General features: G+C 72.4%; 11 protein-coding genes. 6 read left to right on the forward strand and 5 right to left on the reverse strand.

Annotated features, from left to right (window positions below; genetic code table 11):
• The first annotated feature begins 2 nt into the window (after positions 1–2).
• The 3 genes from ACTWQO_RS27220 to ACTWQO_RS27230 all read left to right on the forward strand — a co-directional run bounded on the left by ACTWQO_RS27220 (position 3) and on the right by ACTWQO_RS27230 (position 6,652).
• Positions 3–2,144 (forward strand): VMAP-C domain-containing protein, encoded by a 2,142-nt coding sequence (locus tag ACTWQO_RS27220; protein ID WP_443239994.1) that lies wholly within the window; start codon positions 3–5, stop codon positions 2,142–2,144.
• Positions 2,141–3,091, forward strand: coding sequence for an AAA family ATPase (locus ACTWQO_RS27225; protein WP_443239995.1), 951 nt, complete (start codon positions 2,141–2,143; stop codon positions 3,089–3,091). Before ACTWQO_RS27220 ends, ACTWQO_RS27225 begins: the two co-directional genes overlap by 4 nt.
• 246 nt (positions 3,092–3,337) lie before the next feature.
• A complete protein-coding gene (locus ACTWQO_RS27230; RefSeq protein WP_443240022.1) occupies positions 3,338–6,652 on the forward strand; it encodes an SAV_2336 N-terminal domain-related protein in 3,315 nt (1,104 codons plus the stop codon).
• 58 nt (positions 6,653–6,710) lie between these two features.
• Here ACTWQO_RS27230 and ACTWQO_RS27235 read toward each other — a convergent pair whose 3' ends face one another.
• From ACTWQO_RS27235 to ACTWQO_RS27255, 5 genes are all read right to left on the reverse strand, one after another.
• Entirely contained in the window at positions 6,711–7,700 is a 990-nt protein-coding gene (locus ACTWQO_RS27235; RefSeq protein ID WP_301983426.1) for a malate dehydrogenase, read from the reverse strand.
• A gap of 342 nt (positions 7,701–8,042) precedes the next feature.
• Complete coding sequence (locus ACTWQO_RS27240; protein ID WP_443239996.1) at positions 8,043–9,197, reverse strand: DUF2690 domain-containing protein; 1,155 nt, start codon at positions 9,195–9,197, stop codon at positions 8,043–8,045.
• Between the two features lie 428 nt (positions 9,198–9,625).
• Positions 9,626–10,075, reverse strand: coding sequence for a helix-turn-helix domain-containing protein (locus ACTWQO_RS27245; RefSeq protein WP_443239997.1), 450 nt, complete (start codon positions 10,073–10,075; stop codon positions 9,626–9,628).
• A gap of 139 nt (positions 10,076–10,214) precedes the next feature.
• A complete protein-coding gene (locus tag ACTWQO_RS27250) occupies positions 10,215–10,694 on the reverse strand; it encodes a DUF3017 domain-containing protein (RefSeq protein WP_443240023.1) in 480 nt (159 codons plus the stop codon).
• 31 nt (positions 10,695–10,725) lie between these two features.
• Positions 10,726–11,580 (reverse strand): bifunctional methylenetetrahydrofolate dehydrogenase/methenyltetrahydrofolate cyclohydrolase, encoded by an 855-nt coding sequence (locus ACTWQO_RS27255; RefSeq protein WP_443239998.1) that lies wholly within the window; start codon positions 11,578–11,580, stop codon positions 10,726–10,728.
• A gap of 242 nt (positions 11,581–11,822) precedes the next feature.
• Between ACTWQO_RS27255 and ACTWQO_RS27260 the strand changes: the two genes are divergently transcribed.
• The 3 genes from ACTWQO_RS27260 to ACTWQO_RS27270 all read left to right on the forward strand — a co-directional run bounded on the left by ACTWQO_RS27260 (position 11,823) and on the right by ACTWQO_RS27270 (position 14,990).
• Entirely contained in the window at positions 11,823–12,548 is a 726-nt protein-coding gene (locus tag ACTWQO_RS27260; RefSeq protein WP_443239999.1) for an RDD family protein, read from the forward strand.
• A 130-nt stretch (positions 12,549–12,678) separates the two neighbouring features.
• Positions 12,679–13,425, forward strand: coding sequence for an FHA domain-containing protein (locus tag ACTWQO_RS27265; protein ID WP_443240000.1), 747 nt, complete (start codon positions 12,679–12,681; stop codon positions 13,423–13,425).
• Positions 13,422–14,990 carry a protein kinase domain-containing protein gene (locus ACTWQO_RS27270; protein ID WP_443240001.1) on the forward strand — a complete coding sequence of 523 codons (1,569 nt, stop codon included), beginning with the start codon at positions 13,422–13,424 and terminating at the stop codon, positions 14,988–14,990. The genes ACTWQO_RS27265 and ACTWQO_RS27270 overlap by 4 nt, the downstream gene beginning before the upstream one ends.
• The last annotated feature ends 49 nt before the right edge of the window (positions 14,991–15,039 follow it).

Below are 15,039 nucleotides of genomic sequence, written 5' to 3' on the forward strand. Positions count from 1 at the left end.
GCGTGGGGTGGTTCCGAGCCCCGCTGCCCGCGTTCCACGATCCGGCCCCGTACTCGGTGTCCGTCGGTGGCCCGGACCGATGGGCCGGGGCCGGTCTCGTGCTCGCCGCGGACACCGTGCTGACCTGCGCCCATGTCGTCAACGACGCGCTCGGCCGGCATCCCTTCGAGGTGCGCACACCGGGCCCGGGTGAGCTGCACGTCGCCATCCGGATGCCGTACGGCAGATACGAGCGCTGCCCCGCGCGCGTCGCCCACTGGATCCCGCCGCGCGCCAAGGAGGGCGGCCCGGTGCACCACAGCGCCGACGAATGGCTCGGCGACCTCGCCGTGCTGCGGGTCGACGCACCGCCCGGCAGCACCCCGGCGCCGCCCCACCGGAGCGCGCTGCGGGCCGGGCAGGAGGTGCGCGCCTGGCATGCGAGCGGGCACGACGCCACGTTCGCCGACCTGAAGGTCAAGACCGACGACGGGCCGATCGCCTACCTCGACGGGGAGGCCACCGGCATGGCCGTCGGGCCCGGCTACAGCGGCGGCCCGCTGTGGTGCCTGCACGAGAAGGCGGTCGTCGGCCTGGTCGCCGCCCACTTCATGCCGCCCCGCGACGCCACGAACGGGCAGCCGGTCCCGCCCGACCCCCAGCATCTGATCCGCCGCAGCTGGGGCATCCCCTGGCAGCGCATCGAGGCCGAACTGCGCACCGCGGGCGTCCCCGACCTCACCGGGCCCGCGTCCGCCGGCCCCGACGACGCCGCCTTCGGGCTGCTCACCGAGGCGATCGGCGACGCGCTGCCCACCGGGTCCGAACTCGGCGACGTGGCCAGGCGGCTGGCCACGGAGTGCGGCGTCGGACACGGCGGTGATGTGACACCGCCGACCGTCGAGGAGTTCGCGGCGTTCCTCCTCCAGCACCCGCGGGCGTTACCCGTGCTGTCCGGACTGCTGCGGAACAACCACCCCGAGGCGGCGGACCGGATCCTGGCCGCCGGACAGCTCTCCCGGGTGCCGCGGCTGCTCTCCCCGCGGGAGCACCACCACCTGCACGCCCGGCTGCGCGACCTGGACCCGGGCGTGCTCGCACGGTTCGCCGAGGCGGTGCGCGCCGCACTGCCGCTGGCCGCCGCGTTCCCCGGCGGGGACACGCTCGACGCGCTCATCGACCACCTGGAGACCCTGCCCGGAGACGGCCGCTCCGAGGACGGCGAACCCCGGGTCCCCGCACTGCTGCGGGTGCTGGAGTACGTCGGTGCGCTCTGCGCCCAGGAGCATCGCGCGCGGCTGCGCATCTGGTCGGACGGGGTGGCGAAACGGCTCGGCATCCCCCGCTCCGCGCTCGCCGAACGGCGCTCGGACGGCCTGGAGTGGGCCCGCGCCGTCCGCAGCCGGTCGCGGGTACGGGTCCTGGTGCAGGTGAGAGCGGCGGAGCCCGGGCGGCACCGGCTGCGGATCTGGTGCGACGAGGGCACCGGCCCGCGCCAGGTCTCGACGGACACCTCCGTGTCGTACACGGCTCCGGAGGCCGCCCGCGAGCTGATCCAGGTCCTGGAGACCCTCACCCCGGCCACCGAGGACGCCGAACGCCCGCTCGTCGAGGTCCTCGTGGATGACAAGAGCCTCAACCTGCCCGTCGACGAATGGGAGGCGCAGGCCCCCGGCCAGATCGTGCCGGGCGTGCTCGGGGTCGAGTATCCGCTGGTCGTGCACTGCCCGGATCTGCTGCGCAGGCACGAGCGCTTCCAGCCCGACTGGCGGCGCCGCTGGCGGCTGCTGGACACCGGAGCAACCCTCGTCGTCTCGGGCGCGTCCCTCGACCCGAAGACCCTCTACGCCGAGCTGATGGACCGTCTCGACGCGGTCCGCGTCTCCGTCGACGTGCCCGCGGAACACCGGGACCGCATCGTGCAGATCTGTCTCGCCATGGGCATACCGGTGGTGGTGTGGGACCGCGCCCGGGACACGGACTCGCACGCCGTCGAGCGGCTGGCCGAGGCCGCCACCCGGGAGCTGCCCGACAAGGTCCGCTCCTACCGCGCCAACACCGTGCTCCACCCGCGGGAATACCCCGGGCGACCCGTCCTCGCCTGGGCCGACGCCGACCGTACCGTGCCCCGACTGCACCTGACCGAACCCCAGGAGAGCGCATGACTCCCGCTGCCGAGGCCGACTGGCGCCTCTTCCGCGGCGACGGCGTGCCCCGTGCCGTCGCCCTTCCGCAGGCCCCGCCGTGGCGCCGCTTCGCTCCCGGCGCGGGCGGCCGGCCGGAGCTGCCCTATCTGATCGAGCCCAAGCATGCGGACGTCGTCAACGCCGCGCTGCATCTGCGTCGCCCGCTGCTGGTCACCGGCCCCGCCGGCACCGGCAAGTCCTCGCTGGCGCGGGCCGTCGCTCATGAGCTGAGCCTCGGCGCCCTGCTGCGCTGGCCGATCAACAGCCGCTCCACCGTGCGGGAGGCGCTCTACCAGTACGACGCGATCGGCCGGCTGCGCGAGACCACGCTCAGCCGTGACCGGGACGAACACGAGCCGTCCATCGGCACGTTCATCCGGCTGGGGCCGCTCGGCACGGCGCTGGTGCCGAGTCCCACGCCGCGTGCGCTGCTGATCGACGAGATGGACAAGGGCGATGTGGACCTGCCCAACGATCTGCTGACGGTCTTCGAGGAGGGCGTCTTCGAGATACCCGAGCTGACCCGGCTGCCCGAGGACGTCACCGAGGTGGAGGTGCAGACCGCCGACCACCAGGGCACGGTCGCTGTGCACAAGGGCCGGATCCAGTGCGAGGAGTTCCCGGTCGTCGTCATCACCAGCAACGGCGAGCGCGACTTCCCGCCCGCGTTCCTGCGCCGCTGTATCCGCCTCGACCTGCCCGTGCCCGACGAGGAGCGGCTGCGCGCGATCGTCGCCGCGCACCTCGGCGAGGAAGCGCTGCGCGAGGCCGACGACCTCCTGGAGGCATTCCTGCGCCGCCGCGCCCCCCGCGAACTGGCCACCGACCAACTCCTCAACGCCGTCTTCCTGCGGGCCGGCGGGGTCGACCTCGACGCGGAGGGCCTGCTCGACGCGGTACTGCACCAGCTCACCGGGGCGCTGTGAGATGGCCGGGGGACAGCCTCGTAGCGCCGGCGAGAAGGCTCGTACCGAGGGGGTCGGATTCGACGCCGTCGCCATCAGCCCTCCGGGAAGCGGTGAGATGGCCGAGGGACAGCCTCGTAGCGCCGGCGAGAAGGCTCGTACCGAGGGGGTCGGATTCGACGCCGCCATGGGCCTTCCGGGGAGCGGTGAGGTGGCCGAGGAAGCCGGCCCCGGCGCCGCCCCGTGTGGACTGAGGGCGCGGTGACCATGGCCGGAGGTGAGCGGCTCGGCGAGGTGTTGCGGGTGCTTCGCGCGTGCGGTCATGATCTGGACGCCGATCAGGTCCTCGACGTGCTCTGGCTGGCCCGTCGGCTGCCCGCGGGGGAGGTCGCCCCGCTCACCCGGGATCTGCACGTCCCCCGGCCCGGCCCGCCCGAATCCTCCGCCACCGAGCCGGACGCCGAGACGCCGCCGACGCCCACGCCGCGTCCGGAGGGTGACGACCTGCCCGACCTCACCGCCCCCTCGCTGTACGCGTCGGCCCGCTCCGCGCCGACGCGGATCCCGCCCCCCGAGCGGCGACCCGAGCCCCGGCCGCGATCGGCGATGCCGGTGCGCGTCCCGGAGAGCAAGGCGCTGGGCAACGAGCTGGAACTCGGCCGCGCGCTACGGCCGTTGCGCCGCCGGCACGCCAGCCGGCACAGGCGGGAGATCGACGAGGAGCGCACCGCGTCCGAGCTCGCCGAGACCCGGCTGCCGGACGTGGTGCAGCGGCCCGTGCAGGAACGCTGGCTGCACCTCGTACTCCTCGTCGACGACGGCCTGTCGATGCTGCTGTGGCACCGACTCGGCGCCGAACTGCGCGTCCTGCTGGAACGCCTCGGCGCCTTCGCGACCACCCGCGTCCTCGGCCTGGACACCCGCTCCGCTCGCGAACCCCGGCTGCACGCCCGGCCGTTCGAGCAGCGCAGCACGCCCCTGCCGACGACCACGGTCAACGACCCGACGGGCCGCACCCTCGTCCTCGTCGTCAGCGACGGCATGGGCGCGGCCTGGCGTCACCCCGCGCTGTACGAGCTGCTGCGGACGTGGGCCGACCGCGGTCCCGTCGCCCTGCTGCACACCCTGCCGCCCGACATGTGGGAGGCGTCCGGCGTCCGCGCCGAGCGCTGGCAGGCCACGACCCGGCACATCGGCGGCGCCAACACCTCCTGGCAGATCGCCGACCCGGTCCTGCCCGGCCTCGCCCGCTTCGAGGGCGTACCGGTACCGGTCCTGGAGCCCACCGCCCGCGCGCTCGGCGACTGGGCGCGGCTGCTCGCCTCGCCGGGCACGACCATGGAGCTGCCGCTGCTGTCCCGGCCCAGCCCGTACGCCGCCGTCACCGCCGCCGGCGATCTGCACAGCGCGCAGCACTTCCGGGACGCGGCCACCCCGGAGGCGTACCGGCTCGCCGCCCATCTCGCCGCCGTGTCACCACTGTCGGTGCCGGTGATGCGGCTGGTGCAGACGGCGGTGCCGTGGCCGGCCCGGACCTCGCATCTCGCGGAGGTGTTCCTGGGCGGCCTGGTCCGGCCGCATCCGGCACCGGTGCCGGGCCCGCTGCCCGCCAAGCACCGGGTCTTCGACTTCAGCGAGGACGCCAAGTCGGTGCTGCTTGACGCCGTGCCGCAGGCCGAACTCCTCAGCACCAGCCGCAGCATCGGCCGCCACCTGGAGCAACTGGCGGGCAACTCCCCCGACTTCCCGGCCTGGCTCGCCCACCCGGACGGCTCCGCCGAACTCCCCGTCTCGCACCGGCCGTTCACCAGCGTGGAGCGACGGCTGCTGGAGCGGTTCGGGGTGCCGGTGGGACGGAGGACCGGCGGACCGACACCGCCCGACCCGCAGCCACCCACCGACGACGACTGGAGCCCGCTCACCGACACCGACCCGCGCCGCCTCGGCCCGTACGAGCTGCGCGGGCGGCGCCGCGGGCGGCGGACCGTGGCCTACCGGGCCGTCGACGAGCACGGCCGATGGGCGGTCCTGCGCACCCCGCGGCCCGATCTGCCCGCCGCGAACGCCCGGTTGCTGGAGGTCGAGGCCAAGGTGCTGGCGCGGCTGCACGGACGGTACGCGCCCAGCCTGCTCAGTACCGGACTCGACGACAACCCGCCCTGGCTGGCGATGACTCCGGTCGCCGACGCCGACGCGCCCGCCCGGCAGCCGCCGCGCCTCGCGGACCTGGTCGAGCGGTCCGTCGCGGACGGCACCGCACCCTTCGACGTGCTCGCCGGGCTGCTCGTCGCCTGGCATCTGGCGAGCGCCCTCAGCGTGTGCCACACCAACGACATCGTGCCCGCGGACCTCGGCGCCGACAGCGTGATCGTGCTGCGCCGCTCGGTGGTGCTCGCCGATCTGTCGGACTGCGCCATCGACGGCCGCTACGCGGGCACGGGCCCGGTGCCGACGAAGGCGGACAGCGTGCGCGCGCTGGGCGAGCTGCTGCAACTGATCAGCAGCAAGGCCGGCGTGCACCTGCCCGGCCTGCCGGAGGGCATGCACCTGTGGCAGGGAGACACCTGGGGGCAGCTACGGCACCTGGTCCTGCGCTGCCTCGACGACGATCCCTTCGAGCGCCCGGCGGCGGGCGAGGTGGCGGACGTGCTGGCCCGCTACATCGACCAGAAGCGGGCCAAGCAGGACGCCCCACTGCCGCCCCCACCCCCGGCCCCTCCCACGGAGCGGGCGCCCCTGAAGCTGATCCTCAACAGCTGGACCCCGGACGAACTCCCCCTGCGGCTGCCCCGCTTCGGCTCCGCCCGGCGGGAGAGCGAGGAACGCGCGCAACGGCTGCGTGTGCCCCTGCGTCACGGCGTGCGGCTGACCCTGCTCTCCGTCCACGCACGCTGCGGACGCGCCACCACGACGATCACCCTCGGCTCACTCCTCGCCGCGGTCCGCGGCGAGCCCGCGCTCGCCCTGGACGGGGCACCGACCACGGGGGCGCTCCACAGCTTCCTGGAGTACGGCGACCCGGGCACGCTGCGCGATCTCGCGCGGCTGCCGGGCGATGCCTCGTACCCGAACATCCGCCACCGCACCGTCCGCCTCGACTCCGGCCTGGAGGTGGCCGCGCACCACGAAGGCAGGTCCGGGCCCAATCCCGCACACCCGCAGGAATACGCGCGGGTGCTGGAACAGACGGCGCCCTACTACGCGTTCGTGCTCACCGACTGGGACGGGCCCTGGCCGGACCGCTCCGCCGAGGTGGTACTGGATCTGACGGACCGGCTGCTGCTGTGCTGCGGCCCCTCACCGTGGGACGTCCGGATCGCGGAGAACATGCTGGCCGGGTTGCGCGACTCCCCGCACGCCGACCTCGCCGACAACGTGCTGGTGGTCGTCACCGACATGGACGGCCGACGCCCCACCCCCTCCTCCGACCTGGCCGAACGCCTGCGGATCAGCCCGTCGCAGGTGGCCCACATCCCGTACGACACGAATCTGCGGTACTACGGCTTCCAGAGCCTGGCCAAGCTGCGCCCCGCGACCGCACACGCGTTCCTGAAGCTCGCGGAACTCGTCGTCCCGACCTGAACGCACTGATCCCCGGGCCACGCGCACCGCGGCCCGGGGATCGAAAGACAACGTCGGCTCAGATGAGGCCGAGACCGCGGACCGCCTCGCGCTCCTCCTCGAGCTCCTTGACGGAGGCGTCGATACGGGCGCGGGAGAACTCGTTGATGTCCAGGCCCTGGACGATCTCGTACTTGCCGTCCTTGGTGGTGACCGGGAAGGAGGAGATGAGGCCCTCCGGGACGCCGTACGAACCGTCGGACGGAATACCCATCGACACCCAGTCGCCGTCGGCGGTGCCGTTGACCCAGGTGTGGACGTGGTCGATGGCGGCGTTGGCGGCGGAGGCCGCGGAGGACGCGCCGCGGGCCTCGATGATGGCGGCGCCGCGCTTGGCGACGGTCGGGATGAAGTCCTCGGCCAGCCACTTCTCGTCGTTGACGACCTCGGCGGCGTTCTTGCCGGCGACCGTGGCGTGGAAGATGTCCGGGTACTGGGTGGCGGAGTGGTTGCCCCAGATGGTCAGCCGCTTGATGTCGGCGACCGTCGAGCCCGTCTTCTTCGCGAGCTGGGTCAGCGCGCGGTTGTGGTCGAGGCGGGTCATCGCGGTGAACCGCTCGGCCGGTACGTCCGGGGCGGCGGCCTGCGCGATGAGCGCGTTGGTGTTGGCCGGGTTGCCGACGACCAGGACCTTGATGTCGTCCGCGGCGTGGGCGTTGATGGCCTGGCCCTGCGGCTTGAAGATGCCGCCGTTGGCCTCCAGGAGGTCACCGCGCTCCATGCCCTTGGTGCGGGGGCGGGCACCCACGAGCAGCGCGACGTTGGCGCCGTCGAAGGCGACGTTGGGGTCGTCGGTGATCTCGATGCCCTGGAGGAGGGGGAACGCGCAGTCGTCCAGCTCCATGGCGGTGCCCTCGGCGGCCTTCAGCGCCGGGGTGATCTCCAGGAGCCGCAGCTTGACCGGCACGTCCGCGCCGAGCAGCTGGCCGGAGGCGATGCGGAAGAGCAGGGCGTAACCGATCTGGCCGGCCGCGCCGGTGACGGTGACGTTCACGGGAGTGCGGGTCATGGCGTTCTCCGTATGACAGCTGGCGGTGGGGCGTCCCTGCCCCGGGGGTCCGAATGATCGATCTCTTGGCGTCAAGAGAGATCACCGGTCAGGCTATCGCGCATCCGCAATCCCGGACGTCCGGCCCCCTGTGGCCCACCCCACAGCCCCCAAAAGAAGGCGGCCGCCATGCCCGGGAGAGGGGGGACAACAGCGGCCGCCAGGTGGGGGTACCGACACAGCCGGACTCCCGTGGGGGTAGTTCCCGCCTGCCCCCGATGCGGGTGGCCATTCCTGCCGTACGGGAATTCTTTTGGCTCAGCCTGCGGGCAGTCGTGCCGCCCCAGCGGCACGACTGCCCAACTACTCCGTACAGCCCTGCTCCCCGGAGGCCAACGTCACGCACGCCTCCGCCTCACCCGCATCCTTCACGGCCACCATCGGCGTGTACGCGATCGTGTCCCCGGCGGCGGTGATGGACCCCGTCTGCTCGGCCTTCCCCACCGTCACCTGCACCTCGTCGCCCTGCGCGGCCGCGGTGATACGCCCCCACGCCGCGCCACAGGTCTCGCTGTACCGCACCTCCACGACGGTCGTACCGACAGTCGCCGTCTTCGCGGTGGTCACCAGGTCCCCACTGCACCCCATGGCCTCCGCGTCCTTGCCCGTGCAGTCGGCGCCACTGCACTTGACCCCGGCGGGCAGCGCGGGATCGGAGCTGGCGGACGGCGAGGGCGACTTGGCGGTGTCCTTGGGCTTGTCGTCGCCGCGCTCCATGAAGAAGAACGCGGCGGCGGCCACGACGAGCACCCCGACGACCCCCGCGAGGAACATCGTCGCCTTGCGCTTCCCCGAAGCCCCGCCGGACGGCGAACCGTCCCCCGGACGAGGCCCCTGCGGCGGTTCACCGAACGCCCCCGGCACGGCAGCACCCGCAGGCGCACCCACACCCGCGCCCACACCCGCCGCTCTCGACCCCCCAGCCTGCGAAGGCCCCGCATACCCGGCCATCCCCCACGAGTTGCCCCCACCGGAGCGACCGGGCGCCCCGGGCACCGCGTCCTGCACATCCGGCCCCGTCGGCTGCGGCGGCACCGTCGGTGCCACCCCCGCCGGTCCCGCAATCCCCGGCGTCGCCGTCGCGCTGCCGCTCTTACGGGCCGTCTTGCCGCTCTTCCCGTTGGCAGGCGGCGCCCCGAACTCCCCGAGCGCGGCACGCGCCTGGGAGATCCGGATCGCCTCCATGGTCATGTCGTGGCGCATCTCCGAACGGCTCCACGCACGCTCGGCCAGCTCCCACATGGTCGTCAGATGGATGGGATTGGTCCCGGTCACCTCGGCCAGCGCGACGATCGCACCCTTGGGCGCGAGCAGCCGGCCATTGAGATAACGCTCCCAGGACGTCTTGCTGTAGCCCGTGCGGTCGGCCACCGCGGCGACGCTCAGGCCGCTGCGGTCCACCAGCCTCCGCAACTGGCTCGCGAACTCCCTGACCTGCGGATCGAGTTCATCCGGCAAGGCCCTCCAACGAGGCATTACGTCCCCCCTCTTCCCCCCGGTTCGTGCTGTTTCCTGCCCCCGCGCATGGTGCCCTCTGCCGAGTCCCCGTTCTGGCTACCCACAGGGATGCGCCCAGTCAGGATCTCAGTTCCCGGGGTGGGGGCGCACGGGTGCGTCGGGGCCGCGGGCATGCACCGTCGCACGCCCACCGGACCGTGGTCCAGTCTCCCACCGGTGGCGCCCTCTCCCCGACCCCACCCGGCAGTACTCCTGGCAGACACTCGAGACGTCCCGGACCGTCCCGATTGACCACGCTAGCCCGATTGTTGAGCGACTTCGTCGTAAATCCCCGAACTTGTCAACACATCGACACACAGAACGCACATATGCGGTCACCGAAAGCGCACAGGTCCCACAACCCCCAGCACCTGCGGGCGCGCATGGCCCTATCCGAAGACGACGACGCCGATCACCGTCAACGCCAGCAGAACCAGTACGAGCACGACGGCCACCACCAGCAGCCGACGGGACGGATCCGCGGCCGGCACCTCGTCCGGCGTGTCCCACCACGGACGCGTGGGGTCGTCCTCGTACTCCTCGCCCTCGTCCCCCTTCTGCGGCCCCGCCGGTCGCGGCCACGCCTCCACCGCCATCTCCCAGCGCACGCCCAGGCGTTCCGCGTCCACACCCGCGACCCGGCACAGCGCGACCACGGCCTGCCGGGGCGGCGGCTGCGTGGCGTTGAGGTAGCGGTGCCAGGAGGACTTGCTGTACGCGGTACGCGCGCCGAGCGCGACCAGGCTGAGGCCGGTCTGGTCCTTCACCTGCCGCAGCTGCTCCACGAAGTGCCGTACCTCCGGCGGCAGATCGTCAGGCAACGGCTGCCACCCGCCCATCGCTCACCTCCGCTGCACATGACGACGTCAGAGCCAGACCGGTTCCGGCCGCGCCCCGAAGGGGCGCGGGGCTGTATCGATATGCGGCTCCGCCGCGTGGGCGCGACAAGCCACGACGGCGCCGCAGAAAACCGACAATCTACGTGTCGACAGTGAAGTGCAGCGTGTCCTTCAAGAACGGAATCTCCAGCCAAGGATCCGGCTGCACCATCAGCGCCAACATCACGATCGCCAGCCCCAACACCCCATACGTGGCGATATCCGTAAACCGCGACCGAACCGCAAGCATCCCCACACCCGGCAGCACAAACCGCAGCACCGCCCCACCCACCAGAGCAACGCCGATCAGCAACGTGCCGATACGGAACGCATCCAGCGCGGTCACCAGCAGCCCCACCCCCACCAGCGACAGCACCGCCAGCATCGGCCACTGCCGGGCCGGCGCCGGAGCGTCACCGCCCGCGGCGCGCCCCCCGCCCTCCGGACGCGCCGTGTCCCTCGTGAACAGCGGAAAGCGGCGAGTGACCCGCCGCGCCCTGCCCTCGGCATCGGGCGCGCTGACCGCGTCCCGCACCTCGAGTTCCTCGGCCGCCTCGCCGGCGGGCGTCACCTTCTCCACGTCGCTGCCGTCAGCCGACACGCCGCTGCCGTCAGCCGACACTGCGCTCCGCCGCCTCGACCACGTTGACCAGCAGCTGCGCCCGGGTCATCGGGCCGACGCCGCCGGGGTTGGGGGAGATCCAGCCGGCGACCTTCGCGACGTCCGGGTGGACATCGCCGACGATCTTGCCCTCGGCGCTGCGCGAGACACCGACGTCGAGGACGGCGGCGCCGGGCTTGACGTCCTCGGGGCGGATCAGATGGGCGGAACCGGCGGCGGCGATGATGATGTCGGCGTTCCGCAGATGCGCCGAGAGGTCCCGCGTGCCCGTGTGGCACTGGGTCACGGTCGCGTTCTCGCTGCGCCGGGTCAGCAGCAGCGGCATCGGGCGGCCGATGGTGACACCGCGGCCGACGACCACGACCTCGGCGCCCTTGATCTCCACGCCGTAGCGGCGCAGCAGGGTGAGCACGCCGTTCGGGGTGCAGGGCAGCGGCGCGGGCTCGTTGAGCACCAGCCTGCCGAGGTTCATCGGGTGCAGTCCGTCCGCGTCCTTGTCCGGGTCCATCAGTTCCAGGATGCGGTTCTCGTCGATGCCTCTGGGGAGGGGCAGCTGGACGATGTAACCGGTGCAGGCGGGGTCCTCGTTCAGCTCGCGCACCACCGCCTCGATCTCCTCCTGCGTCGCCGTCGCGGGCAACTCGCGCTGGATGGAGGCGATGCCGACCTGGGCACAGTCGCGGTGCTTGCCGGCGACGTACTTCTGGCTGCCGGGGTCTTCCCCGACCAGGATCGTGCCGAGGCCGGGCGTGATGCCCTTCTCCTTCAGCGCCGCCACGCGGGCGGTCAGATCGGACTTGATCGCGGCTGCGGTGGCCTTGCCATCGAGAATCTGGGCGGTCATGGGTCCATCCTCCCGGATGACCGGGCCCTGGTTCCAATCCGGGTCCCGGCCGCCGCCGGTCCGGGCCGCTCGTGGATGTTGCACTTGCACAACACACAGCGAACGCGGCTGGACAAATAAGTCATCCATAAAGAACGATGAGCGGCGCCATATCGCGGTCCGTGTTGGGGGGCAAGCCGCTCAGATCTGATGTTCCTCCGCGCCTCCGCACCGTCCCCACCCGCGCAACGGAGGAACCCAGTATGAGTTTCGGCTCGCCCAACAACCCCTACGGTCAGCCACAGAACCCACAGCAGCCGCAACAGCCGCAACAGCCCGGGTACGGCTACCCCCAGCAGGGCCAGCCCGGCTACGGCTATCCGCAGGCGCCGCAGGGCTACCCGCAGGCACCGCAAGGCGGCGTCCCTCCGCAGGGCGGTTACGGCTACCCGCAGTACCCGGGCGGTCCCGGTGTTCCGGGTGCTCCCGGCGGTCCGGGTTATCCGCAGGTCGCGTCGATGGGCCGCCGGTTCGGTGCGCGGCTGCTCGACGCCCTGATCATCGGCGTGCTCTACGGCGTCCTCACGTTCGCGGGTATCGCCGGTTCCATCGGCGCGGCCCAGGACTGCGACCCGAACGCGGCCGACTACAACAGCTGCATCAACGACGCCTCCTCCGACATCGTGGCTTCGCTGGGCGCGGTGTTCGGCGTGCTGGCGATCGCGAGCCTGCTCTACGAGTGGCTGATGGTCGGCCTGATGGGCGCCACCCTGGGCAAGCTCGCCGTCGGCATCCGCGTGCTGAAGGCCGACACCGGCCAGAAGCCCGGCCTTGGCTCCTCCTTCATCCGCTGGATCATCCCGCTCGTCGGCAGCTTCGCCTGCGGTATCGGCCAGCTCGTGGTCTACCTGTCCCCGTTCTGGGACAAGTCGGGCCGCCAGCAGGGCTGGCACGACAAGGCGGCCGGCACGATGGTCGTCCAGAACTGACGTCGTCCAGAACTGACGCTTTCGCGCCAATCATGTGGCAGGGCCGTGTCTCACCCGTGCAGGGGAAGGCACGGCCCTGCCGCGTCGCCCTAATCTGAACCCGTAGCCGCCAGGCACGGGGAGACGCACCTTGTACAGCATCATCGTGGTACCGCCGCCGAGCGCGGAGGACCAGCTCGACCGCCCTCAGATCCGACTCGCCCCGGGTGAACGGCTCACCTTCGGGCGCGGCGCCGACAACGACCTGGAGATCGCCCACGACGGCGTCTCGCGCAGAGCGGGCGCCATCGCCGCGCAGGGCGCCTTCTGGGTACTGAGCAACCTCAGTTCGAGTCAGACGTACGTCGTGGAGAACCCGGAAGGCGCAGGCGAGCACATCAAGGTGGGACCCGGGCGGCTGGACGCGCCCGTCCCCTTCGAGTTCTCGCGCATCGTGCTGCCCGCGGCCGGCGACCTGCTGCCGGTCGACGTCTGGGCGCCGCGCCACGACTACCTCAGCACCGCGGGAGGCCTGGACGGCGCGACCACCGCCCCGGCGTTCTCCGTCGACCGCACCAAGCGCTACTTCGCCGTCCTCGCGGCCCTGTGCGAACCACGCCTGCGCGGCGAACCGCACGCCGCGCTGCCCACCATGGACCAGGTCGTCGAGCGCCTGCGCCCCAACTGGCCCGCCGCGTCCCGCACTTCGGTGCAGTGGAACATCGACTACCTGGCCGTGAAGCTGCGCCTCAAGCCCGGCCCGGACACGGCGGACACGGGCCCGCGCCTCAACGGCAAGAAGGAGTCCCTGGTCTCCCTCGCCCTCCGCTTCGACCTCGTCCGCGAGGACGACCTCGTGGTCCTGTCCGACCCTTCCCCCGGCCGGGTGGCTCCGTGACCGAGCCGTACGCCGTGCCGGTACCGAAGGGCTACCGGGTGGGCTTGTGGGAGGTGCGGGCGCCGATCGCGACGGGGGCGTTCGGGAGTGTCTACGAGGCGCGGCGGGCCGGCCCCGACACCGGTGCCGACCTGCCCCGCACGGCCGCCCTGAAGTTCCTGCCCACCGGCACCGGCACCCCGCGCCAACTCGCCCATCTGCGCGAACTGATCGAGCGCGAGGTCGAGTTGCACCGCAGGCTGAAGCAGCCGCGGCTGATCCGGATGTACGACACCTTCACCGTCGACGATCCGGCCGTACCCGCGCTCGACGGCGCCACCGTCCTCGTACTGGAGAAGGCGGAGGGATCGCTGTCGGCCCTGCTCGCCGCGGACCCCCGCCCGGCCGCCGGGCCCGCCCTGCTCGCGCAGATCTGCGAGGGCCTGGCGCAGCTGCACCACGCCGGCTGGGTGCACGGAGATCTGAAGCCGGCCAACGTCCTGCTGATGCGGGACGGTTCGGCCCGGCTCGCCGACTTCAACATGGCAGCCGAGCTGGAGGGCACGCACGCGTACACGCCCGCCTTCTCGACGCCCGACTACACACCGCCGGAGCTGCTGTGGTCGGAGATCGGCGAACGGGGCCGCCGTATCCGCCCGTCGGCCGACGTCTGGGCCTTCGGTGTGCTGGCACATCTGGTACTGACCGGCTCCTTCCCGTTGCCCGGCGGCACCCCGACGGCCCGCCGCGACGCGGCCGCCGCCTACGCCCGCGGCACCGACGAGCTACGTCTGTCGCCCGAACTCCCGGACAGCTGGCGGGAGATCGTGCGGGACTGCCTGACCCGGACGCATGCCGACCGGATCGGCACGGAGGCTCTGCTGCGGAGAGTGGAGACCGCGGCAGGAACCGCCCGCTCCCCCCGCCTCCCCCGCGCTCTCCTCCCCGGCCGCCGCTCCCGCCGTACGACCGCCCTGGCCGCCGCGATCGCCACCGTCGGCGTGGCGGCGCTCGGTTACGGCATCAGCACCTGGGCGGACGGGGGCGGGACCCCGGACGACAAGCCCCAGAAGGTCACGGCCGCCACCTACGGCGCCGCGGAACTCCGTACGGACAAAGGCGTCCCGGTCGCCTACCGCCGCCTGATCGTCGACTCCGCCCACGACTGCGTCCAGCCGGAGGTCACCCCGGCGCTGATCGCCGCCCTGCTGAAGGCGGAGAGCAACTTCGACCCGAACCTCTCCGATCCGGGCGCGGGCGAGGAGGGCGAGTACGGCATCGCCCGCTGGACGCCCAGCATCCTGCGCTGGTGGATCCGCGCGGACGGCGTCGCACCGAAGGAAACCCCCAAGCCTCCCCTCACCCCCGCCGAATCCATCCCGGCCGTCGGCCGCTACCTCTGCTTCATGGAACCTCGCCTGAAGCCGTCCGGTCTGTCCGGCGACCGCCAGGTCCTGCTGGCCGCCGCCTACCGGACGTCGACCAAGGTGGTGAACAACGCGGGCGGTGTTCCCCCGAAGTACCGCGACTACGCCGCCCGCGTCGCCCACTACCTCAAGGAGTACACGCCGCCGGGCAAGAAGTGACCCTGAGAGTTCCGAGGTACTTCTCCCTGCCCCTTCCACGCGAGGGTGA

The sequence above is a fragment of the Streptomyces sp. 4N124 genome, from assembly GCF_052245395.1.
Lineage (GTDB): Bacteria > Actinomycetota > Actinomycetes > Streptomycetales > Streptomycetaceae > Streptomyces.

Coding starts and splice junctions, on each gene's coding strand:
- ACTWQO_RS27225 (WP_443239995.1), top strand. CDS start 2,141: ATGACTCCCGCTGCCGAGGCCGACTGGCGCCTCTTCCGCGGCGACGGC.
- ACTWQO_RS27230 (WP_443240022.1), top strand. CDS start 3,338: ATGGCCGGAGGTGAGCGGCTCGGCGAGGTGTTGCGGGTGCTTCGCGCG.
- ACTWQO_RS27235 (WP_301983426.1), bottom strand. CDS start 7,700: ATGACCCGCACTCCCGTGAACGTCACCGTCACCGGCGCGGCCGGCCAG.
- ACTWQO_RS27245 (WP_443239997.1), bottom strand. CDS start 10,075: ATGGGCGGGTGGCAGCCGTTGCCTGACGATCTGCCGCCGGAGGTACGG.
- ACTWQO_RS27255 (WP_443239998.1), bottom strand. CDS start 11,580: ATGACCGCCCAGATTCTCGATGGCAAGGCCACCGCAGCCGCGATCAAG.
- ACTWQO_RS27260 (WP_443239999.1), top strand. CDS start 11,823: ATGAGTTTCGGCTCGCCCAACAACCCCTACGGTCAGCCACAGAACCCA.